Source organism: Pseudomonas sp. BIGb0381 (assembly GCF_024809815.1).
Taxonomy (GTDB): domain Bacteria; phylum Pseudomonadota; class Gammaproteobacteria; order Pseudomonadales; family Pseudomonadaceae; genus Aquipseudomonas.
In genome coordinates this window covers 422,257-437,553 of sequence record NZ_JANUEN010000002.1, presented here as the reverse complement: position 1 = coordinate 437,553, position 15,297 = coordinate 422,257, and the positions used below count along the sequence as shown (strand labels likewise).

19 protein-coding genes, 1 tRNA gene and 4 pseudogenes are annotated in these 15,297 nt (G+C 58.9%); 12 read left to right on the top strand and 12 right to left on the bottom strand.

The window, feature by feature from the left end; translation table 11 throughout:
* Positions 1-10 precede the first annotated feature (10 nt).
* The 3 genes and pseudogenes from M2397_RS30470 to M2397_RS30460 all read left to right on the top strand — a co-directional run.
* Positions 11-2,323 (top strand): annotated as a pseudogene (locus M2397_RS30470) (ATP-binding protein); the annotation flags it as partial.
* A 78-nt stretch (positions 2,324-2,401) separates the two neighbouring features.
* Positions 2,402-2,872 (top strand): annotated as a pseudogene (locus M2397_RS30465) (response regulator transcription factor); the annotation flags it as partial.
* Positions 2,873-3,736 carry a sensor histidine kinase gene (locus tag M2397_RS30460; protein ID WP_371920992.1) on the top strand — a complete coding sequence of 288 codons (864 nt, stop codon included), beginning with the start codon at positions 2,873-2,875 and terminating at the stop codon, positions 3,734-3,736.
* 90 nt (positions 3,737-3,826) lie between these two features.
* Here the strand turns inward: M2397_RS30460 and M2397_RS08345 are convergent, their stop codons facing one another.
* The 4 genes from M2397_RS08345 to M2397_RS08330 all read right to left on the bottom strand — a co-directional run bounded on the left by M2397_RS08345 (position 3,827) and on the right by M2397_RS08330 (position 6,079).
* Entirely contained in the window at positions 3,827-4,375 is a 549-nt protein-coding gene (locus M2397_RS08345; protein ID WP_131696189.1) for a thioesterase family protein, read from the bottom strand.
* A gap of 147 nt (positions 4,376-4,522) precedes the next feature.
* Positions 4,523-4,768 (bottom strand): hypothetical protein, encoded by a 246-nt coding sequence (locus M2397_RS08340; protein ID WP_259242628.1) that lies wholly within the window; start codon positions 4,766-4,768, stop codon positions 4,523-4,525.
* Positions 4,769-4,967: 199 nt separating this feature from the next.
* The gene (locus M2397_RS08335; RefSeq protein WP_259242627.1) at positions 4,968-5,333 is read right to left on the bottom strand and encodes a hypothetical protein; all 366 of its coding nucleotides are present in this window, start codon (positions 5,331-5,333) and stop codon (positions 4,968-4,970) included.
* Positions 5,334-5,689: 356 nt separating this feature from the next.
* Entirely contained in the window at positions 5,690-6,079 is a 390-nt protein-coding gene (locus M2397_RS08330; RefSeq protein WP_259242626.1) for a hypothetical protein, read from the bottom strand.
* Between the two features lie 76 nt (positions 6,080-6,155).
* Here M2397_RS08330 and M2397_RS08325 point away from each other — a divergent pair, with 76 nt between their 5' ends.
* The 3 genes and pseudogenes from M2397_RS08325 to M2397_RS30455 form a co-directional block, all read left to right on the top strand.
* Positions 6,156-6,356 carry a hypothetical protein gene (locus M2397_RS08325; RefSeq protein ID WP_259242625.1) on the top strand — a complete coding sequence of 67 codons (201 nt, stop codon included), beginning with the start codon at positions 6,156-6,158 and terminating at the stop codon, positions 6,354-6,356.
* Between the two features lie 78 nt (positions 6,357-6,434).
* A complete protein-coding gene (locus tag M2397_RS08320) occupies positions 6,435-6,647 on the top strand; it encodes a hypothetical protein (RefSeq protein WP_167656281.1) in 213 nt (70 codons plus the stop codon).
* A gap of 695 nt (positions 6,648-7,342) precedes the next feature.
* Positions 7,343-7,468 (top strand): annotated as a pseudogene (locus M2397_RS30455) (host specificity protein); the annotation flags it as partial.
* 154 nt (positions 7,469-7,622) lie between these two features.
* On the opposite strand, the gene M2397_RS08310 reads toward M2397_RS30455, so the two are convergent.
* Positions 7,623-7,709 (bottom strand) — tRNA-Leu (locus M2397_RS08310).
* A gap of 224 nt (positions 7,710-7,933) precedes the next feature.
* Here M2397_RS08310 and M2397_RS08305 point away from each other — a divergent pair.
* Both M2397_RS08305 and M2397_RS08300 read left to right on the top strand, forming a co-directional pair.
* The gene (locus M2397_RS08305; protein ID WP_259242623.1) at positions 7,934-8,398 is read left to right on the top strand and encodes a hypothetical protein; all 465 of its coding nucleotides are present in this window, start codon (positions 7,934-7,936) and stop codon (positions 8,396-8,398) included.
* A 90-nt stretch (positions 8,399-8,488) separates the two neighbouring features.
* On the top strand, positions 8,489-8,680 hold the full coding sequence (locus M2397_RS08300) for a hypothetical protein (RefSeq protein WP_027606617.1): 192 nt from the start codon (positions 8,489-8,491) through the stop codon (positions 8,678-8,680).
* 45 nt (positions 8,681-8,725) lie between these two features.
* On the opposite strand, the gene M2397_RS08295 is transcribed toward M2397_RS08300, so the two are convergent.
* Positions 8,726-9,007 (bottom strand): hypothetical protein, encoded by a 282-nt coding sequence (locus M2397_RS08295; RefSeq protein WP_131696199.1) that lies wholly within the window; start codon positions 9,005-9,007, stop codon positions 8,726-8,728.
* Positions 9,008-9,203: 196 nt separating this feature from the next.
* On the opposite strand from M2397_RS08295, the gene M2397_RS08290 reads away from it, so the two are divergent.
* A complete protein-coding gene (locus M2397_RS08290; RefSeq protein ID WP_259242622.1) occupies positions 9,204-9,662 on the top strand; it encodes a GFA family protein in 459 nt (152 codons plus the stop codon).
* 2 nt (positions 9,663-9,664) lie between these two features.
* Here M2397_RS08290 and M2397_RS08285 read toward each other — a convergent pair whose 3' ends face one another.
* From M2397_RS08285 to M2397_RS08260, 6 genes and pseudogenes are all read right to left on the bottom strand, one after another.
* Positions 9,665-10,192 (bottom strand): DinB family protein, encoded by a 528-nt coding sequence (locus tag M2397_RS08285; protein WP_259242621.1) that lies wholly within the window; start codon positions 10,190-10,192, stop codon positions 9,665-9,667.
* Positions 10,193-10,321: 129 nt separating this feature from the next.
* Positions 10,322-10,405, bottom strand: a pseudogene (locus M2397_RS30450) (cation-transporting P-type ATPase); the annotation flags it as partial.
* Between the two features lie 414 nt (positions 10,406-10,819).
* A complete protein-coding gene (locus M2397_RS08275) occupies positions 10,820-11,431 on the bottom strand; it encodes a LysE family transporter (RefSeq protein WP_131696202.1) in 612 nt (203 codons plus the stop codon).
* Positions 11,432-11,559: 128 nt separating this feature from the next.
* Entirely contained in the window at positions 11,560-12,030 is a 471-nt protein-coding gene (locus M2397_RS08270) for an arsenate reductase ArsC (protein WP_259242620.1), read from the bottom strand.
* Positions 12,031-12,043: 13 nt separating this feature from the next.
* Positions 12,044-13,327: an arsenic transporter gene (locus M2397_RS08265; RefSeq protein WP_259242619.1), complete on the bottom strand. Its 1,284-nt coding sequence runs from the start codon at positions 13,325-13,327 to the stop codon at positions 12,044-12,046.
* A 19-nt stretch (positions 13,328-13,346) separates the two neighbouring features.
* Entirely contained in the window at positions 13,347-13,703 is a 357-nt protein-coding gene (locus tag M2397_RS08260) for a metalloregulator ArsR/SmtB family transcription factor (protein ID WP_259242618.1), read from the bottom strand.
* Positions 13,704-13,879: 176 nt separating this feature from the next.
* On the opposite strand from M2397_RS08260, the gene M2397_RS08255 reads away from it, so the two are divergent.
* The 3 genes from M2397_RS08255 (at position 13,880) to M2397_RS08245 (ending at position 15,170) form a co-directional block, all read left to right on the top strand.
* Positions 13,880-14,095 carry a hypothetical protein gene (locus M2397_RS08255; RefSeq protein ID WP_025856028.1) on the top strand — a complete coding sequence of 72 codons (216 nt, stop codon included), beginning with the start codon at positions 13,880-13,882 and terminating at the stop codon, positions 14,093-14,095.
* Between the two features lie 71 nt (positions 14,096-14,166).
* The gene (locus tag M2397_RS08250) at positions 14,167-14,862 is read left to right on the top strand and encodes an AzlC family ABC transporter permease (protein WP_131696206.1); all 696 of its coding nucleotides are present in this window, start codon (positions 14,167-14,169) and stop codon (positions 14,860-14,862) included.
* A complete protein-coding gene (locus M2397_RS08245; protein WP_131696207.1) occupies positions 14,859-15,170 on the top strand; it encodes an AzlD domain-containing protein in 312 nt (103 codons plus the stop codon). The genes M2397_RS08250 and M2397_RS08245 overlap by 4 nt, the downstream gene beginning before the upstream one ends.
* Positions 15,171-15,297 lie beyond the last annotated feature (127 nt).

The window sequence follows — 15,297 nt, the reverse complement described above, 5'->3', positions numbered from 1 at the left end:
GGCGAGGTCCATGTTGACATTCAAATCAGCCACGGCCAGGCCTATTGCCGTCAGGATTGGCCTGGCGGTTGCCGCACTGGTGTTGCTGATGCTGGCGGTATCGCTCGTGAACCTCTACGGTCTGCGAGGCATGGTACGTGCGGTGGATTCCGCCAGCCATTCCGCGGAAATTCTGGCCTCGGTCAACGGGGCCACCGGGCGGGTGGAAAACTTCATTGCCACCCGCGACCAGGAAAGCTTATCCCAGGCCGAAGGCTTGGTAGCGACCGCTATCAGCGGCCTTAACGCTATTCCGGCGGCAGAGGCGCAATCGCTCAAGGGCAGCCTGGAGAGGCTCGCTGCAGCGATCGCGTCCTTGCGGGCGGCGACCCTGACCATGGATGGCGAAACCGAGAATATGACGGCCCATTACGCCCGGATGCGAGAGGCGACGGCCCTCGTTGAGCAGGGTATCGCCGATGGGCTGAAGGGCCTGGATTCCCGCGCCGCCGACCACGAGGCGCGGGTGAGCAACGCCCAGAGCGCCCATCGCATCCTGGATATCCTGCGCAACGGTGAACGCATCATTACCGCCAATGTAGCCAAGGTGTTGGTGACCGGTGATGGTGCGGCCGCCACTGCGGCGCGCAGCGCCTGTGCGGCGCTGCCGCCTGTGGTCGAGCAATTGCGCGAGTTGATGGGAGCGCCGCAGCAGGTGGAGACCCTGGAGCAGTTGGCGAAGGCGGTGGCTGCAGCCAGCCTGGCGCTCGAGCAGCTTGGCGAGGCTCCCAAGCTTCGGGGAGGCGAGGCTTTGCGGTATCTGGGTGCTGTTGGAGGTGTGGCAGAGCGCCTTGAAGTCATGTTGGCTGAAGTGGACGAGCATATTGCCCATGACGCAAGTGACATTCAGGCCGCCACCGGTTTACTGCAAAATGCAGCCGCGTTGTCCAAGCGTTTCGCCGAACGTGTTGCCACCCTGGAGGCGCAGACCTTGTCGTTTCGCCTGGCGCCGTCGGCCGAGGTCGCCAGCTCTGTAGGCGTCATCCTCGATGAGCTCTCCCGTCTCGCGCGGGTTCTCCCTTCTTCTGTGGGGCCGCAGGCCAACGCTACGCCCCTGACGGTCAGCGATCAGATCGCTGGCTACCGAGCGGCATTTGCCAGGTTCCATCAGGCGAGCAACGCCTTGAGCGACGCGCGCGACCAAGTTCGCAATGAGGCACGGAGCGCGGGCCTGTTGGTTGCGCGCTTCGCTGGCGAGGCGCGCTCAGACGCCTTGGCCCACAAGGATCGCGGCATGCTTGCGGCGATCATCGCGGGTACCGTCGCCATCCTGCTGGCCGGTGCCATCGCCTGGAGCACCTCGCGGTTTGTCGCGCAGCCCATCGTCGCCCTGGCCTCGGTCATGCGCCGGCTTGCTGCCGGTGACCTGACCGCCGAGATCGCCAGCGCTGGACGCGGCGATGAGATTGGGATCATGACGCGGGCCGTCCGGGTGTTCCAGGAGAATGCTTTGCGCATCCGGGTGCTGGAGGCCGAGGCCGAAGCCGAAAGACAACAGGTGCAGGCCTCTCTGGAGAGGATGGTCGCCGAACGGACCGACACGCTGCACCGACAGACCGAGGTGCTGGAGGCACAGGCGGTCGCACTTATTCAGGCGCGCAACCAGGCCGAGACGGCCAACCAGGCAAAGAGTGATTTCGTCGCCACGGTCAGCCACGAACTGCGTACCCCCCTGACCCTTATTCTCGCCCCGTTGGAGCAGCTTTCGGTGGCGATGACCCCGCCGGCGGACTGGCACGTGCAAATCGACCGCGCACAACGAAACGCACTGCGCTTGATGAACCGCGTGAACGATATCCTTGACTTCTCCAAGGCCGAAGCAGGCAAGTTTGAGCTGTGTCCGGCGCCCGTTGATTTGAACAAGGCAGTGGGCGTGCTGGCCGAGGACGCCGCCATGGTGGCCAAGGGCAAAGGCTGCACGTTGACCTGCAGCATCGATCCTGCCCTCGGAACCGTGTTCCTGGACCCCCGACACTTCGAGAAGATTCTGCTCAACCTGGTGAGTAATGCCATCAAGTTCACCCCCGCTGGCGGTACCGTGCATCTGGCCGTCACTGCGCTTGATGACGAGCGATTTGAACTCGCGGTGCAAGACTCGGGCATTGGCATCGCGTCTGACAAATTGCCCCTGCTGTTCCAGCGTTTTTCCCAGATCGACAATTCCGCCACGCGGCATTACAGCGGTACAGGCATCGGTCTGGCCCTGGTCAAGGATCTGGTCGAGCTGATGGGGGGCGAAGTTCGCGTCAACAGTGAGCCTGGAAAGGGGTCATGCTTCCTTGTTCGATTTCCTCGGGGAACTGAGCAAAACACCGTACCGACCGAAGCCAGCCATCTGCATGAGGGATCGTCACCCACCGCAATGATCACAACCGAGCAGCGCCACTTGCTGTTTGACGACGGCCACCGTGGCAGTAGCAACGACCCAGCGTCCATGGGTGATGCAGACAACGAGCAGCACCCGGAACGCGCCTCGCAGTCCAGGGTTCTGGTGGTTGATGACAGCTCGGAAATGCTTAGTTACCTCAGCGAGCTTTTGCGCGACGACTACAGTGTCGTCACCGCAGCTGACGGAGAGCAGGCCTGGGCCATACTGCAGCGCCAACCGATCAATGTCGTTCTCTCGGATGTGATGATGCCGGAGCTCGATGGCTTCGGCCTGACCGCCAGAATCAAGGCGAGCGCCGGTTTTGCCCATCTGCCCGTCATCCTGTTGACGGCCCGCGGCGGCAGCGAGGCTTGCATCTCCGGGCTGGAGAGTGGCGCCGATGACTATATCGCCAAACCTTTCTCGCCATTGGAGCTCAAGGCTCGTGTACGCGCGGCGCTACGCATGAGCCAGGTGCAATCCGAGCTGCATGCGAAATCCCGTCAGGCGGGTATGGCCGAGATCGCCACGACGGTGCTGCACAATGTCGGCAACGTCCTCAACAGCGTGAACGTTTCGGCAGAGCTGGTCAGCAGCCAGATGCGCACCTCCAAGGCCCAGGGCCTGGGCAAGGTGGCGCAGATGATGAACGAACACATCCATGAGTTGAGCGATTTCCTCACCCAGGACCAGAGGGGAAAGATGCTGCCCGACTACCTGCTCAAGCTGGCGCAGGCGGTGGCGGCAGAGCAGCAGGGCATCATCGAAGAACTCGAGCAACTCACCAAAGGCATTGACCACATCAAGACCATTGTCGCTGCCCAGCAGTCCTATGCCGTTGCTGTCAGTGTCGTCGAGACAATACCGGTTTCGGAATTAATCGATGATGCCTGGCGCATGAGTGCCGGCTCACGGATGAAACAGGAGGTGACAGTGGTCAAGGACATTGCCGACTTGCCCCTGCTGTCGCTGGACCGGCACCGGGTGCTGCTGATTCTGGTGAACCTGATCAGAAACGCCGGGCAGGCGTTGGACGGCGTGGTCGATCGCGGCCCGTGCATCACGTGCAGCGCCTCCCTCATTGCTGACGGAACAGTCTTGCGTATCACGGTGGCCGACAATGGCAACGGAATTACGCCAGAGCACCTGACGCGTATCTTTTCCCATGGCTTCACGACGCGCAAAGACGGTCACGGTTTCGGCCTGCACAGCTGCGCGCTCGCCGCGCAGGAAATGGGTGGCAGCTTGACCGTGCACAGCGACGGGGCTGGGCAGGGCGCAACCTTCATCCTCGAAATCCCCCTTGATGCGCCGCAGAGTAAGCGTTGAACATCGAACAACGCCGGAATGGGTTGCGTTAATTTACGGTTAAGGCGGGTAAACCAATAGCGCACGGGTCACGGGCTGCCTGCAAGTCAGTCAATCATGGGTGCTTTCTTCATCTCTGAGCTGGCGGCTCATGGCATCGCAGCTCTGCGACCACGAGGTCAGCCATGTCGGCATCTCTGGCGACCGTTCGGGCAGTCCCAGTTCTCGAACAAACTCGCTTGGCGGAATAACACCTTTCGCTGAACGAAATAGACCTCGCATTACGACAACGCCGATCACTCTGCCTTTGCTCACAAATCGATGCTCCATGAAGCTCCACTTGTCGTCCCAGCCAAGCATCCTTGTGTGGATTTCAAACGCTTCAAACAGTCTAAGCTCACGACGAAATTTACCCCAAGTGTCTCCAACGATGGGCAGCGCCTTTGCTCTAATAGCTACTCGATAGGCGCCACTGCGCAAAACGAAATCCATGCGTCCGACATCGGCCAGTGTGAAATATCGGCCGTTGGTGACATGTCGATTGAAGTCGAGGTCCAGTGGCCAGACGCGCATTCGGATGACGGTCGATTCCAGCGCTTTTGCCGGTCTGCGCCAAGGTCGACGAAGTAGCATGAGGAGAAGTCGAAACCAGAGATTCATACAGACGCCGATAGTTGAATGATTGGCGTACTTTAAAGTGCCGAGGGCTGAGCCAGGTAGGTCCCTAAATGACTAAATTCTGCGCAAAAGTACATTCCGATCACTAACTTCTATGGTTTAAGTTTTTCTAGCGGGTTTCGCAGGTCGCTATCGCGATAACTGCCGATCGGCAATCCTCTCGGGCTTGCGATGCAGGCCGCCGCTTGCGAAAGCCTTGCGGCTGGTGAGGATTGTCGCGATCTTGTTGAACGCTTCGATGTACTCGCCGTTGATCCAAGGGAACTGTGTCTCAAGCTTCTCGCGATCGGTTGGCAGCTCACAACCGCCCCCAGTAATACCTGGCGGGACATGATCATTGTCGACACGAGCACTGGGGATCGAGTAGATGAGCACGTCCCATCCAAGTAATCGCCAGGCTGCTGCGCCCGGTAAGGTTAAGGATTAAAGCCAGCAATGCTGGTGTATGTGCGAGATGTCCAGACGCTACTGCAAACGTGTTTTGCTCATTTGACTTCCATGTCATAAACGCGCCGGTATTGGCACTTCCCCATTCCTTGGGCTGCGGGCGACGGGGCTGGGGAAATCCATAAATTCAAAGGCCAAGATCCATCCCTAGCAACTCGCCTTTGAGCCTGTTCGGGCTACTACAATCAGGATTGTTCTCTCTAGCCGATAGGTAGTCGGCCAACTCATTTCCTAATTCGGCTGACCGTAAAGGATCTTCGTTTTCTAAAGGTGCTATGAGATCCATAATTTCTTGCAGATTCGAAAGTCGATGAGCGAAACGTTCGTTGCCCTTGAGAGCGTTTATCCGTTCCGCTGAACGAGATAAGCGCATACCCTCGCGGTCCTTGAAATCTTCAATTTCTAACATGATCGCGTAGCGCAGCCCCCGGATCCACTGATGATCTTTGGCGGGCGCTACAGAGAATTGTCTTATCTTGTCGCCTATTGCCATGGCTTCCTCATGCGCTTGATGAATTAGTGTGGCGCAACGCTACCATTTCGTAATGGACGTAGTTACTGGCATTCCATACACACTGGATGCCTGGCCAGGAAGACTGTAGATTCAGCCCCTAAAGGATGATGCAAACCTGTGCAGCGGTAACCAGAGGTATGCAAAAGTACCCAAGAAATACTGGTTTTTAGGGCTTATGTAGACGGCGACGGCTAGGCCCAGAGCAATACCTATTACTGCTATCGATATATCGGTAGATCTTGCTGCGTCCTTTTCTGGTGAGCTCATTCCTCGTGACCTTTGTGATGTGCCGAAGGTGCAAAACGCCATGACCGAGTTGTAATGTCAGCCCTGTTTTACGAGCTTGCGGTCAGTGAGCGTCTTTTATCACGTTGAAGTTCAATAACAGAGGTGGCGGCAAGCCATAAAAAAGAAAGCATCCAACGTAAAATCCGTAGCTGTAGCTTGTGATGCTTATCCTTCCGGCGCCATCGTTCCAGATGCTGGTGTAGGAGAACGAGGTTAGGCCCATCGCGATTGCTATGATTGAGCAAATGCCGGTCGAGCATGTAGACGAATGCGAGTCGGTGCAGGTTGTGCCGCTTTCTGTCGATCATCACCTTCAGATAGCCACTGGAAACCAGGCTGCCCGCAACAGTTCTGCTTCGGCTGACAAGCCAGGTGAAAATGCCCGATTCTGGCGAGTAGGCGAGTATCGATTTCAGGTATTCCGGGGCGATAGGCATGGCTTCGCCTCGCCGGCTGGCGTGATCCGTTTAAGTGGGTGATATGCTTTGCTGCCTATCAAACAAGGAGGTGGTAATGGCCGGTAAAAAGCTTGAAGCGTTCCGCGAGTGGTTCACACCGCGTAAGCGGTTATGGGCAGGGCTCGCTTTGCTTGTCACTGCGATATTCGGGCCGCTTTTCTATCCAGGCTTCAATGGTTATTGGGGTATCTTTATTGCTCCTGGGATCATGTTTCTCTGCAGTGCATGGAATCCCGAAGCTCGCGATAAGCGCTGATAGCCTAGCCGTCTGGCGCTATTCAGCGATATAGGGTATTACGGGTGACCGGCATGGAGCCGGATCAAGGAGGTATGTATGCGTGATTACAACTACGAAGCAGGCCTTCATAAGCTTCAAATCGCAAAAGACGAAGCTGAGGCAGCGGCGGAAGATTTCTACGACAAATACTGGCCGTTCCAGACTGACGAGATAGCCGCTCAGTACGGGGAACTGCAGTTCACGGCGGTTATCATGCTCGCCGAGTTTGAACAATTCGCTCAGCAAGGCAGCGTTAAGCACGCACGGTAACGCTCCTTAAGGTGTGTTGCTTGTTCCGCAGTTCCGGCAGTCTTCCCGGTAGCGCTGAGCGTCGCTTATGAACCGACCGCAACCATCGCAGTTGAACATCATCATTCGCGGCCTTTGCGGCTGCACCAGCTTTATGGCTGAGCCTCGCAAGGTCTCCTTGATGTTCACGTCGTCGCGCTCAAGATCCTCGGCTCGGCCATTCAGCACCAGCAGCTGCACCGCCTCGCTGACTTCCTCGAGCTAATGCCAGAGCATCAGCTCGTCGAGCATTTGCCGGGTACCGTACGGGACTGTGTGCCGCATCGCCCAGTTCCTGCCGCTTCTCGGCGAGCCTGGCCGTTCGTTCTTCCTGGGTCACAGCCAAGGCCTACCTCTTCTATTCCGCTGGCTGGCAGCGCGAGCCAGGTTTGACGTTTGCGTTGCTGGATGCGGGCTATGTGGCGCATGAATCGACCTTTACCTGGCTTCAGGCGCCTACGGCTTCGAAGATCCGCGCGGCGTGATCCTCTTACCGAAGTACAAGGAGGCGAGCATGCGCTCCCACTTATTACGTGGTGGTCGCCAACTGGATTGCGAATAAGCGATTGGTCGCGCTGCAAGGCTGCTTATAGTCAGCACCACTTCATCAAAGGCTCGCTTCGGCGGGCTTTTTTTATTGCCTGGAGAAAAGCAGGAGCGCAGCACGCGCCGTCAATCTGCCGCGCGTGACAACCGGACGGCTGTTGCGGATCACTCGACTGACTGCTAACCAGAACAACAACAAAATCTCCGACACTATGCAGATTGCCGGCCTCACCAAGGTGATCGACGCGAAGATCCGCTGTTCGGCATTTCTGTTCGTTGGAGTGGACGGCTTAGCAGGGGGCTTGATCTTGGGATTTGATTTAGGTCGGCAGGACGCCGGAGCAATGGAAATTGCGGAGCAAAAAAGATAAGGGCCTGCATGAAGATCATCATGCAAGCCCTTGATATATATGGTGCCCGAACCCGGAATCGAACCGGGACGCCCTTACGAGCGGGGGATTTTAAGTCCCATGCGTCTACCAGTTTCGCCATTCGGGCGGTAGCGCGTTGTTACAGGGTTGGGAATATATAGATCCAGGCGCTTCGACGCAAGGTCGGACTGCCGCTTTCTTGCTTCAGGGGCGCCTGAAAAAGCTTGGCAGATCAGTGATCTACATCGGCTTTAACAGGCGAACCAGAGGATTCCTACCGCAGGGGAACAAGCGGCATAAATGACAGTCATAGCGATATGCCATCCCGGCAGTCTGGAAAGGAATCAGTTGATGCTCAGTGTTCGCAAGCGATCCTGGTGGGTGGTTGCAGGTGTCATGGGACTGTTGGCCGGTACGGCACAGGCTGGGAGTGCGGTGAAGTGGGGGGATTTCAGTGCGTCAGACGGTGACCGGTTGACGGGGGCTTCGCTGGAGGCCGGCAATCAGTATGTATTGAAGGCGTCGAGCATTTCGGTGGGGGATATTGAACAGCTGCAAGCGGCGCAGAAACGTACCGATAGCGAGGTGCAAGGCCTGAAAAGCAAGCTGGAGGGTCAGGACCGCGCGTTCGATGAGTTCAAGCGCAGGGACGGTTCGAGTGCCAGCTCCAGTGACAGCCAGTTGGCGAGCCTCAAGCGCACGGTCGAGAATCAGAACAGCACGATCGAACGGCAGAAAAGCGACATCGACGGTTTGAAGCGCAGCCTGGATGATCTCAAGCGCACGGTGGATACCTTGAGCAACAAGGTCAAGTAGCGTGGCCGCCGCGACATGCGGTCAGTCATGAGCCTGGACTCGGGTGTAAGGTAGGGCGTGCAACGCTAATCTCAGGAAAGCGAGGTGACTATGAGCGCTCCACTGCTGAAGAAGCTGCATCTGAATGGGTACGACATCGTGCAGGTCAATTTCGGGCCATGGCGGGTGTGTACGCCCCAGGACCGGCTGGCGTCCTTTAACTCCCGCGAACAGGCGCTGGCGTATGCCGCCACGTTGCCGGGCTACCAGGCCCGCAACCGGCCGGTGTCCAATGATGATTGATTGAAAACGAAGCCCCGGTTTGACCGGGGCTTCTGCGTTTCTGGCTTATACGAAGGGCTGTGCGCCGAAGCCACGTGGCAGGCGTTGCAGCCCTGTCAGCTCGGTCAGGCGTTGCGTCCAGGCACTGCGCCAGTCGGTGCTGGTGTGGGTCTTGGCTTGGCGCGAAGCACGGCGAGCGGCGTTGCGCTGGTTGCGGCGTGCTTCCTTGAAGGCGTCGGTGTTGCGGCAGGTGCGGCACTTGACCCGTTTCAGCTCGGTGCTGGAGGGCAGGTTATTGCCGTGATGACCGCAGGCCAGATGCCCGGCAACCTTGAAGTGAATGACCATGTAAGCGTCTCCTTCTTATTGGGTGCGCGCATCGGTAAACCCACAATGCACGCGGGGAGGGCGGGGATTAAAAATCCGGGCACCTGAAATTTCGACCCCGTGGGTGCGGCAGCGTTCGGTTTTGCCCTTGGACCTGTTCAATACCCCTGCCTGGACGCTAACCTGCCACGCCACTGATCATGAAAAGGAGTGTGTGATGAGCGTCGAAACCCTGCCCCTGGAAGGCAGTTGCCGTTGTAACAGGGTGCGCTTCAGCGTGAGCCAGGCGCCGGTAATTACCATGGCGTGCCACTGCACCGGTTGCCAGAAGATGACCGCCAGTGCGTTCTCCCTCAGCGCGCTGATTCCCGCCAGCGCGTTCACCGTGACCCAGGGTTGCCCGGTGGTCGGCGGCCTGCACGGGGTCGATCGTCACTATTGCTGCCCGCACTGCATGAGCTGGCTGTTTACCCGGCCCCATGGCATCGATGAGTTCGTCAACGTGCGTGCGACATTGTTGGATAGTGCCGCGGATTACGCGCCCTTTATGGAGACCTGGACCCGCGAAAAACTGGCCTGGGCTTCCACTCCGGCCGTCGAAAGCTTCGAGCAGTTGCCGCAACCCGAGGATTTTGTAAGGTTGTTGCAGGCCTATGCCGAGTTCAGTGCTCGCTGAGTTCAGTCAATCAAAGCGAGCAGGTCCGTATCGCCTACGTCCTGCCCGGCCTGGGTCAGCAGCGTGGTGACCTGGCCTCGATGGTGGGTCTGGTGATTGAAAAAATGTACCAGCAGGGCGCCAAACGGCTTGCTGGCCGCCGCGCCGCGCATGTTGTGGTAGTGCAGGTGATGGTCGAGGTCGGGCTCGCGCAGGGTGTGGACCCACTCGATGATCAATTGGTCCAGCCAACGCCGCCGGGCCGCGAGTTCACTCAGGTCGGCGAACGCCAGTTGCTTGAGGTCCGAGGGGGCGGCAATGGCGCTCAGCGGCGCCAGCGCCTCATAGCCTGCGGGGTGCAGGGTAAAGCGCTTGAGCCAGACCGTGTCGCCCAACGTGAGATGGTTGAGCGTGCCGAAGATCGAGCCGAAAAATGCCCGGCGGTCCACGCGCAATTCATCGTCCGTGAGCTTGGCCGCCGCGTCATAGACCTTGCGGTTCATCCACTGGTTATAGGTCGCCAGCAGCGCCATTTGTTCGATACGGTCCACGTGCTTTACCCCTCGTTGGCAATGGTGCCGTCATCATAAGGCAATTACCTGGACGACCCGCAGTTGCAACGGCACCTGGCGCAACTGGCCAAGCCCAGTGAAATGGTTGCGCTGGCGTTCCGCCTGCTTGGTCAGCAGCACGTAGATGAACGGATTGTTCAGTGCCTGCAGGAACTGGACGATGGCGTGAGGCGGTTTGTCATGGACCACTTTTCTTATGCAGTAGCGTGTTTTTTACGGCGCTCATTGTCTGTGCTCCTGTCGCCAACTCTCGACAAAACATACCCGGTACTTACCTGAATACAGGCGAGCGAAAGCATGCCGAGTCGCTGACTTCGCGATCTTGGATAACTTCTACTATCAAGCTCCAGCGCAGCTTACCGGACCGGGGAGGCGAGTCCTGTCATATTCTGGGTTGGGCGCCCGATGCCCGCCAATGCGGTGCTCGGACAGCGACTGGATACTGTGTCCATTGGCTTCTTTTGTGAGGGTTAAAAAAGGCCCCAGTTGCGGGCACGGGCAAACTACTCAGACAGTTACACAATGTCAGCGCATGATTAATTAGATAGCCCGGTGTTCAGGGTTCATTCAGACAAGAGGCCTTCGAAAGTTACCCGATATATAACTTCATATGCCGCGTGCGGCGAGAATGGCCAGATAGATCAATACCAAACCGCAGGCGCCATAACTGATGCGCTGCCAAGTGGGCGATGCGTTCTTGCGCAGCAGGTTCACCAGTGCAGCGATCAAAAAGCATGACAGCACCGAAGCCAACATGAAGCCGGCGAAAAACATCAGCGTCTGTCCATGACTGGGCGTGGCGCCGACGATGCCTGAGAGCGCGCTGCCGAGTGCTCCCCAGTAGACGATGTTTTTCGGGTTGGCCAGGGAGATTGCCGCGCCCACGGCCAGCGCATTTTGTCGGGTACTGGCCGGTGCATCATCGGCTTCGGGCAAGTGCCAGGCGTCGATCAGGCTGCGAACGCCCAACCAGGCCAGGTACAGCGCGCAGATGATCGTCAGCGGCACGCGCACGGCGTCATGCTGGATCAACAGCGCGATGCCGGTGAGGCCGATCACCGCCCAGACTGCGTCTCCTACCAGCGAGCCAAACTGCACCAGCAAGGCGGGTGTGAAACCGTGGAGCAAGCCACGGCGCAACGTCTCCGCCAGCACGGCGCCGGGGGAGAGGCAAAACACAAAACCGAATACCAGCGCGTAAAAAAAGATCGTCAGCATGCCCGCGTCCTTTCAGGAAAGTGCGAGAGCATACGCTGGCAGAGGGCTGGCGATCCATATCTGCACACGCTGTTGTGGCAAGCCCGCTTGCCACAGGGGGATTCAACCTGCCGTCAGAGCGTGGTCATTTACAGCCGCGCAATGCGGTCGAGCTCGGCCTTCAGCTCGCCAGGGCTGAGGTGGGCAAAGGGCAGGGCGAAAAACGCCCGGCAACGGGTGGCGATGGTCGCCAGCGTTGCGTCGAATGCGGCTTGGATATTGGTTTCATCGCCCTGCACATCCGAAGGATCTTCCAAGCCCCAATGCGCCTTCACCGCCGGCCCGAAATACACCGGGCAGGCTTCACCCGCCGCCTTGTCGCAGACGGTGATGACCACATCCGGCGGGCTGCCTTCAAATGCGTCATTGCCCTTGCTGTACAACCCCTCGGTGCGGATGCCCGCCGCCTGCAACGTGCTCAGGCTGCGCGGCAGGACCTGGCCCTTGGGAAAGCTGCCGGAGCTGATCGCGGCAAAACCCTGCGGGGCCAGGTGGTTGAACATCGCTTCGGACAAGATGCTGCGACAGCTGTTGGCGGTGCACATGAACAGGACTTTCATTGCGGTCTCTCCGTTAGATACTCAGGCGCAACGCGAGGGCGGCGAGGGTGATCAGCAGCACCGGCAAGGTCAGCACAATCCCGACCTTGAAGTAGTAGCCCCAGGTGATGGTGATGCCTTTGCGCGCCAGGATATGCAGCCACAGCAGAGTGGCCAGGCTGCCGATGGGGGTAATTTTCGGGCCCAGGTCGCTGCCGATCACGTTGGCGTAGATCATTGCGTCCTTGACCACGCCCACGGCATGGCTGGACTCGATGGACAGCGCGCCGATCAATACTGTCGGCAGGTTGTTCATCGCAGAGGACAACAAAGCCGTCAGCACGCCGGTGCCCATGGCCGCACCCCACACGCCGTAAGTGGCAAAGGTATCGAGCCAGGTCGCCAGGTAGGTGGTGAGGCCGGCGTTACGCAAGCCGTAGACCACCAGGTACATCCCTAAGGAAAAGACCACGATCTGCCACGGGGCTTCCTTCAGCACCTTGCGCGTGGAGATCTTGTGGCCCTTGGCGGCGATCACCAGCAGGAGCACGGCGCACACCGCGGAAATCGCGCTGATGGGAATGCCCAGCGGTTCCAGGGCAAAGCAGCCGATCAGCAGGATGCCCAGCACCCACCAGCCGGCGCGGAAGGTGGCGCGGTCGTGGATCGCGCTGGCGGGGTCAGCCAGGTCGGCCGGGTCGTAGGTCTGCGGAATATCGCGGCGGAAGAACCACAGCAGTACTGCCAGGGTGGCGGCGACGCTGACGAAGTTGACCGGCACCATGACGGCGGCATATTCGTTGAAGCCGATCTTGAAATAGTCCGCCGAGACGATATTCACCAGGTTCGACACCACCAGCGGCAGGCTCGCCGTGTCGGCGATAAACCCCGCGCCCATCACAAACGCCAGGGTCGCCGCCGGCGAAAAGCGCAGCGCCAGCAGCATCGACATCACGATGGGCGTGAGGATCAGCGCTGCGCCGTCGTTGGCAAACAGCGCCGACACCAACGCCCCGAGCAGCACCATATACGCAAACAATCGCCGGCCACGTCCGCGCCCCCAGCGCGCCACATGCAGCGCCGTCCAGGCAAAGAACCCGGCCTCATCCAGCAGCAGGCTGATGATGATCAGCGCGACAAACGTCCCGGTGGCATTCCAGATGATGTGCCACACCGCCGGGATATCCGCCAGGCTGATCACGCCACAGGCCAGGGCCAGGATCGCACCCAGTGTGGCGCTCCAGCCTACTCCGAGCCCCTTGGGCTGCCAGATGACCAGGACGATGGTGAAGATGAAAATGGCGACTGCGACAAGCATGAATAAACGCTCCGGTGGTTCAGCAGCAGGTGCTGGCTCGTTGTGGTCTGTCGCCCATTGCACCCAGACGCTGTACGTCGTTGTGCAACCATGGCTGGTTGGCTTGCAGGGTGATGTCCAGCACCTGGGTCACCCAATCGGGCAGTGCCGGGTTGACGCGGTAGTAGATCCATTGACCCTGACGACGATCCAGCAGCAGCCCGCAACTGCGCAGTTGCGCCAGGTGGCGGGAGATTTTTGGCTGGCTGTCGTCCAAGGCATGGATCAGTTCGCACACGCAAAGTTCGCCTTCACGCTGAATCAATAACGTCAGCCGCGCCCGAGTGGCGTCGGCCAGGCACTTGAACAAGGTGGGCGGTGTAAGGGGCGCCGACATGACCATGATCTCTGTATATATGAGGATTCGAATATACGTATTTCCATATATTTAGGTCAAATCCTGTTTCAGTTGATATGGATCAAATCACCGGAAAACCGCCACAAGTGATTGAAATTAAAATGAAACACGAATGTCCTAAAGTGCCTCCCCATTGCTGATGAAGGAAGACCCGCGTGACCCGTGCCACTCGCAACCTGCGCAAGACTCTGGATTCCGTCGCGGAAAATAACGAAACCGCGGCGTTCGACCTGATGCGTGCCGTCGAAAAGCTCGGCGATGAAGTGCTGCGCCAAAGGTTGCTCAACACGATTCACCGACTCAACCAGGACGCTCACGAACTGCGTGAAGCGCGGGATTCGGTGGAGCAGGTGTCGGTCAGGCTCGCCTGAGCAAGATCGTTCAAGACAAGCCCCTTAGAGGGCTGGCATGCTTGTCGACTGTCTGTCGATGAGCCGTTTCCATGCCTGCTGCCTTACCTCATTACGCGTTCGCTCGCGGCGCAATCGCCGTCATTCCCTTGTCCCTGGCCTGTGCGCCCTGGGGGCTGCTGGCCGGCTCCATGGCCATCGATGCGCAATTCACCCCCCTGCAAGCCCAGGGCTTGTCCGCCATTGTGTTTGCCGGCGCTGCGCAGTTGGTCGCCATTGGCATGGTCAAGAGCGGCGCCAGTCTTATTTCCATTGTGCTGACTACCTTGCTGCTGACCTCCCAACACCTGCTGTATGGCATGCACCTGCGCCCGATTCTTTCGCCGCTCAAGACGCGCTGGCGCATCAGCCTGGGCTTTCTGATGACCGATGAGTTCTTTGCGCTGGTCAGCCACTATGACCGCGAAACCTTTAATCGCTGGTATGCCCTGGGCGTCGGCTTGACGTTTTACATCATCTGGAACCTGTTCACCCTGGCCGGTATCGTGCTGGGCAAAAGCATCCCCGGCCTCGATCAGTTGGGCCTGGAGTTCTCGATTGCCGCCACCTTTATTGCGCTGATCACCCCGGTGGTGCGCGACGTGCCGACGGTGGTCTGCGTGGCGGTGTCGCTGCTGTTTTCCGTATGGCTGAGCTTCCTGCACTGGGAGTCGGCCGTGGTGGTGTCGGGCGTGCTGGGCATGAGCGCAGGTTTTTTCTGCAAACGGCTGGGGGTTGGGCAGCGATGATTTACCTGATGATTGTGGCTATGGGCCTGGTGGTTTTTTTCAACCGCTATTTGTTTATCGAGCCGCGCCTGCCGGTGCGCCTCAACCGTGGGGCACGGGAGTTTCTCGGGTTTGCGGTGCCGGGCATGCTCACGGCGATCTGCGGGCCGATTATTTTCCTCGCCGACCACCAGCTCAACCTCAGCCCGGCCAATCCGTATTTTCTGGCAGGTATCTGCGCGGTGGCGCTGATGTTCTGGACGCGCAACGTATTGATTACCGTGCTGCTGAGCATGGCGCTGTTCTACCTGTTTCGCTGGTGGCTCTGAAGCGCAGGCGAAAAAAAGCCCGCGGGAGGGCGGGCAGAAGGAAGGCTTCTGAAAATGAGCCAGGCCACTATAGGCGGCACATTCTCGCTCCACAGTGAAACAAAATTCATGGCGGCGTCAGTCAGCC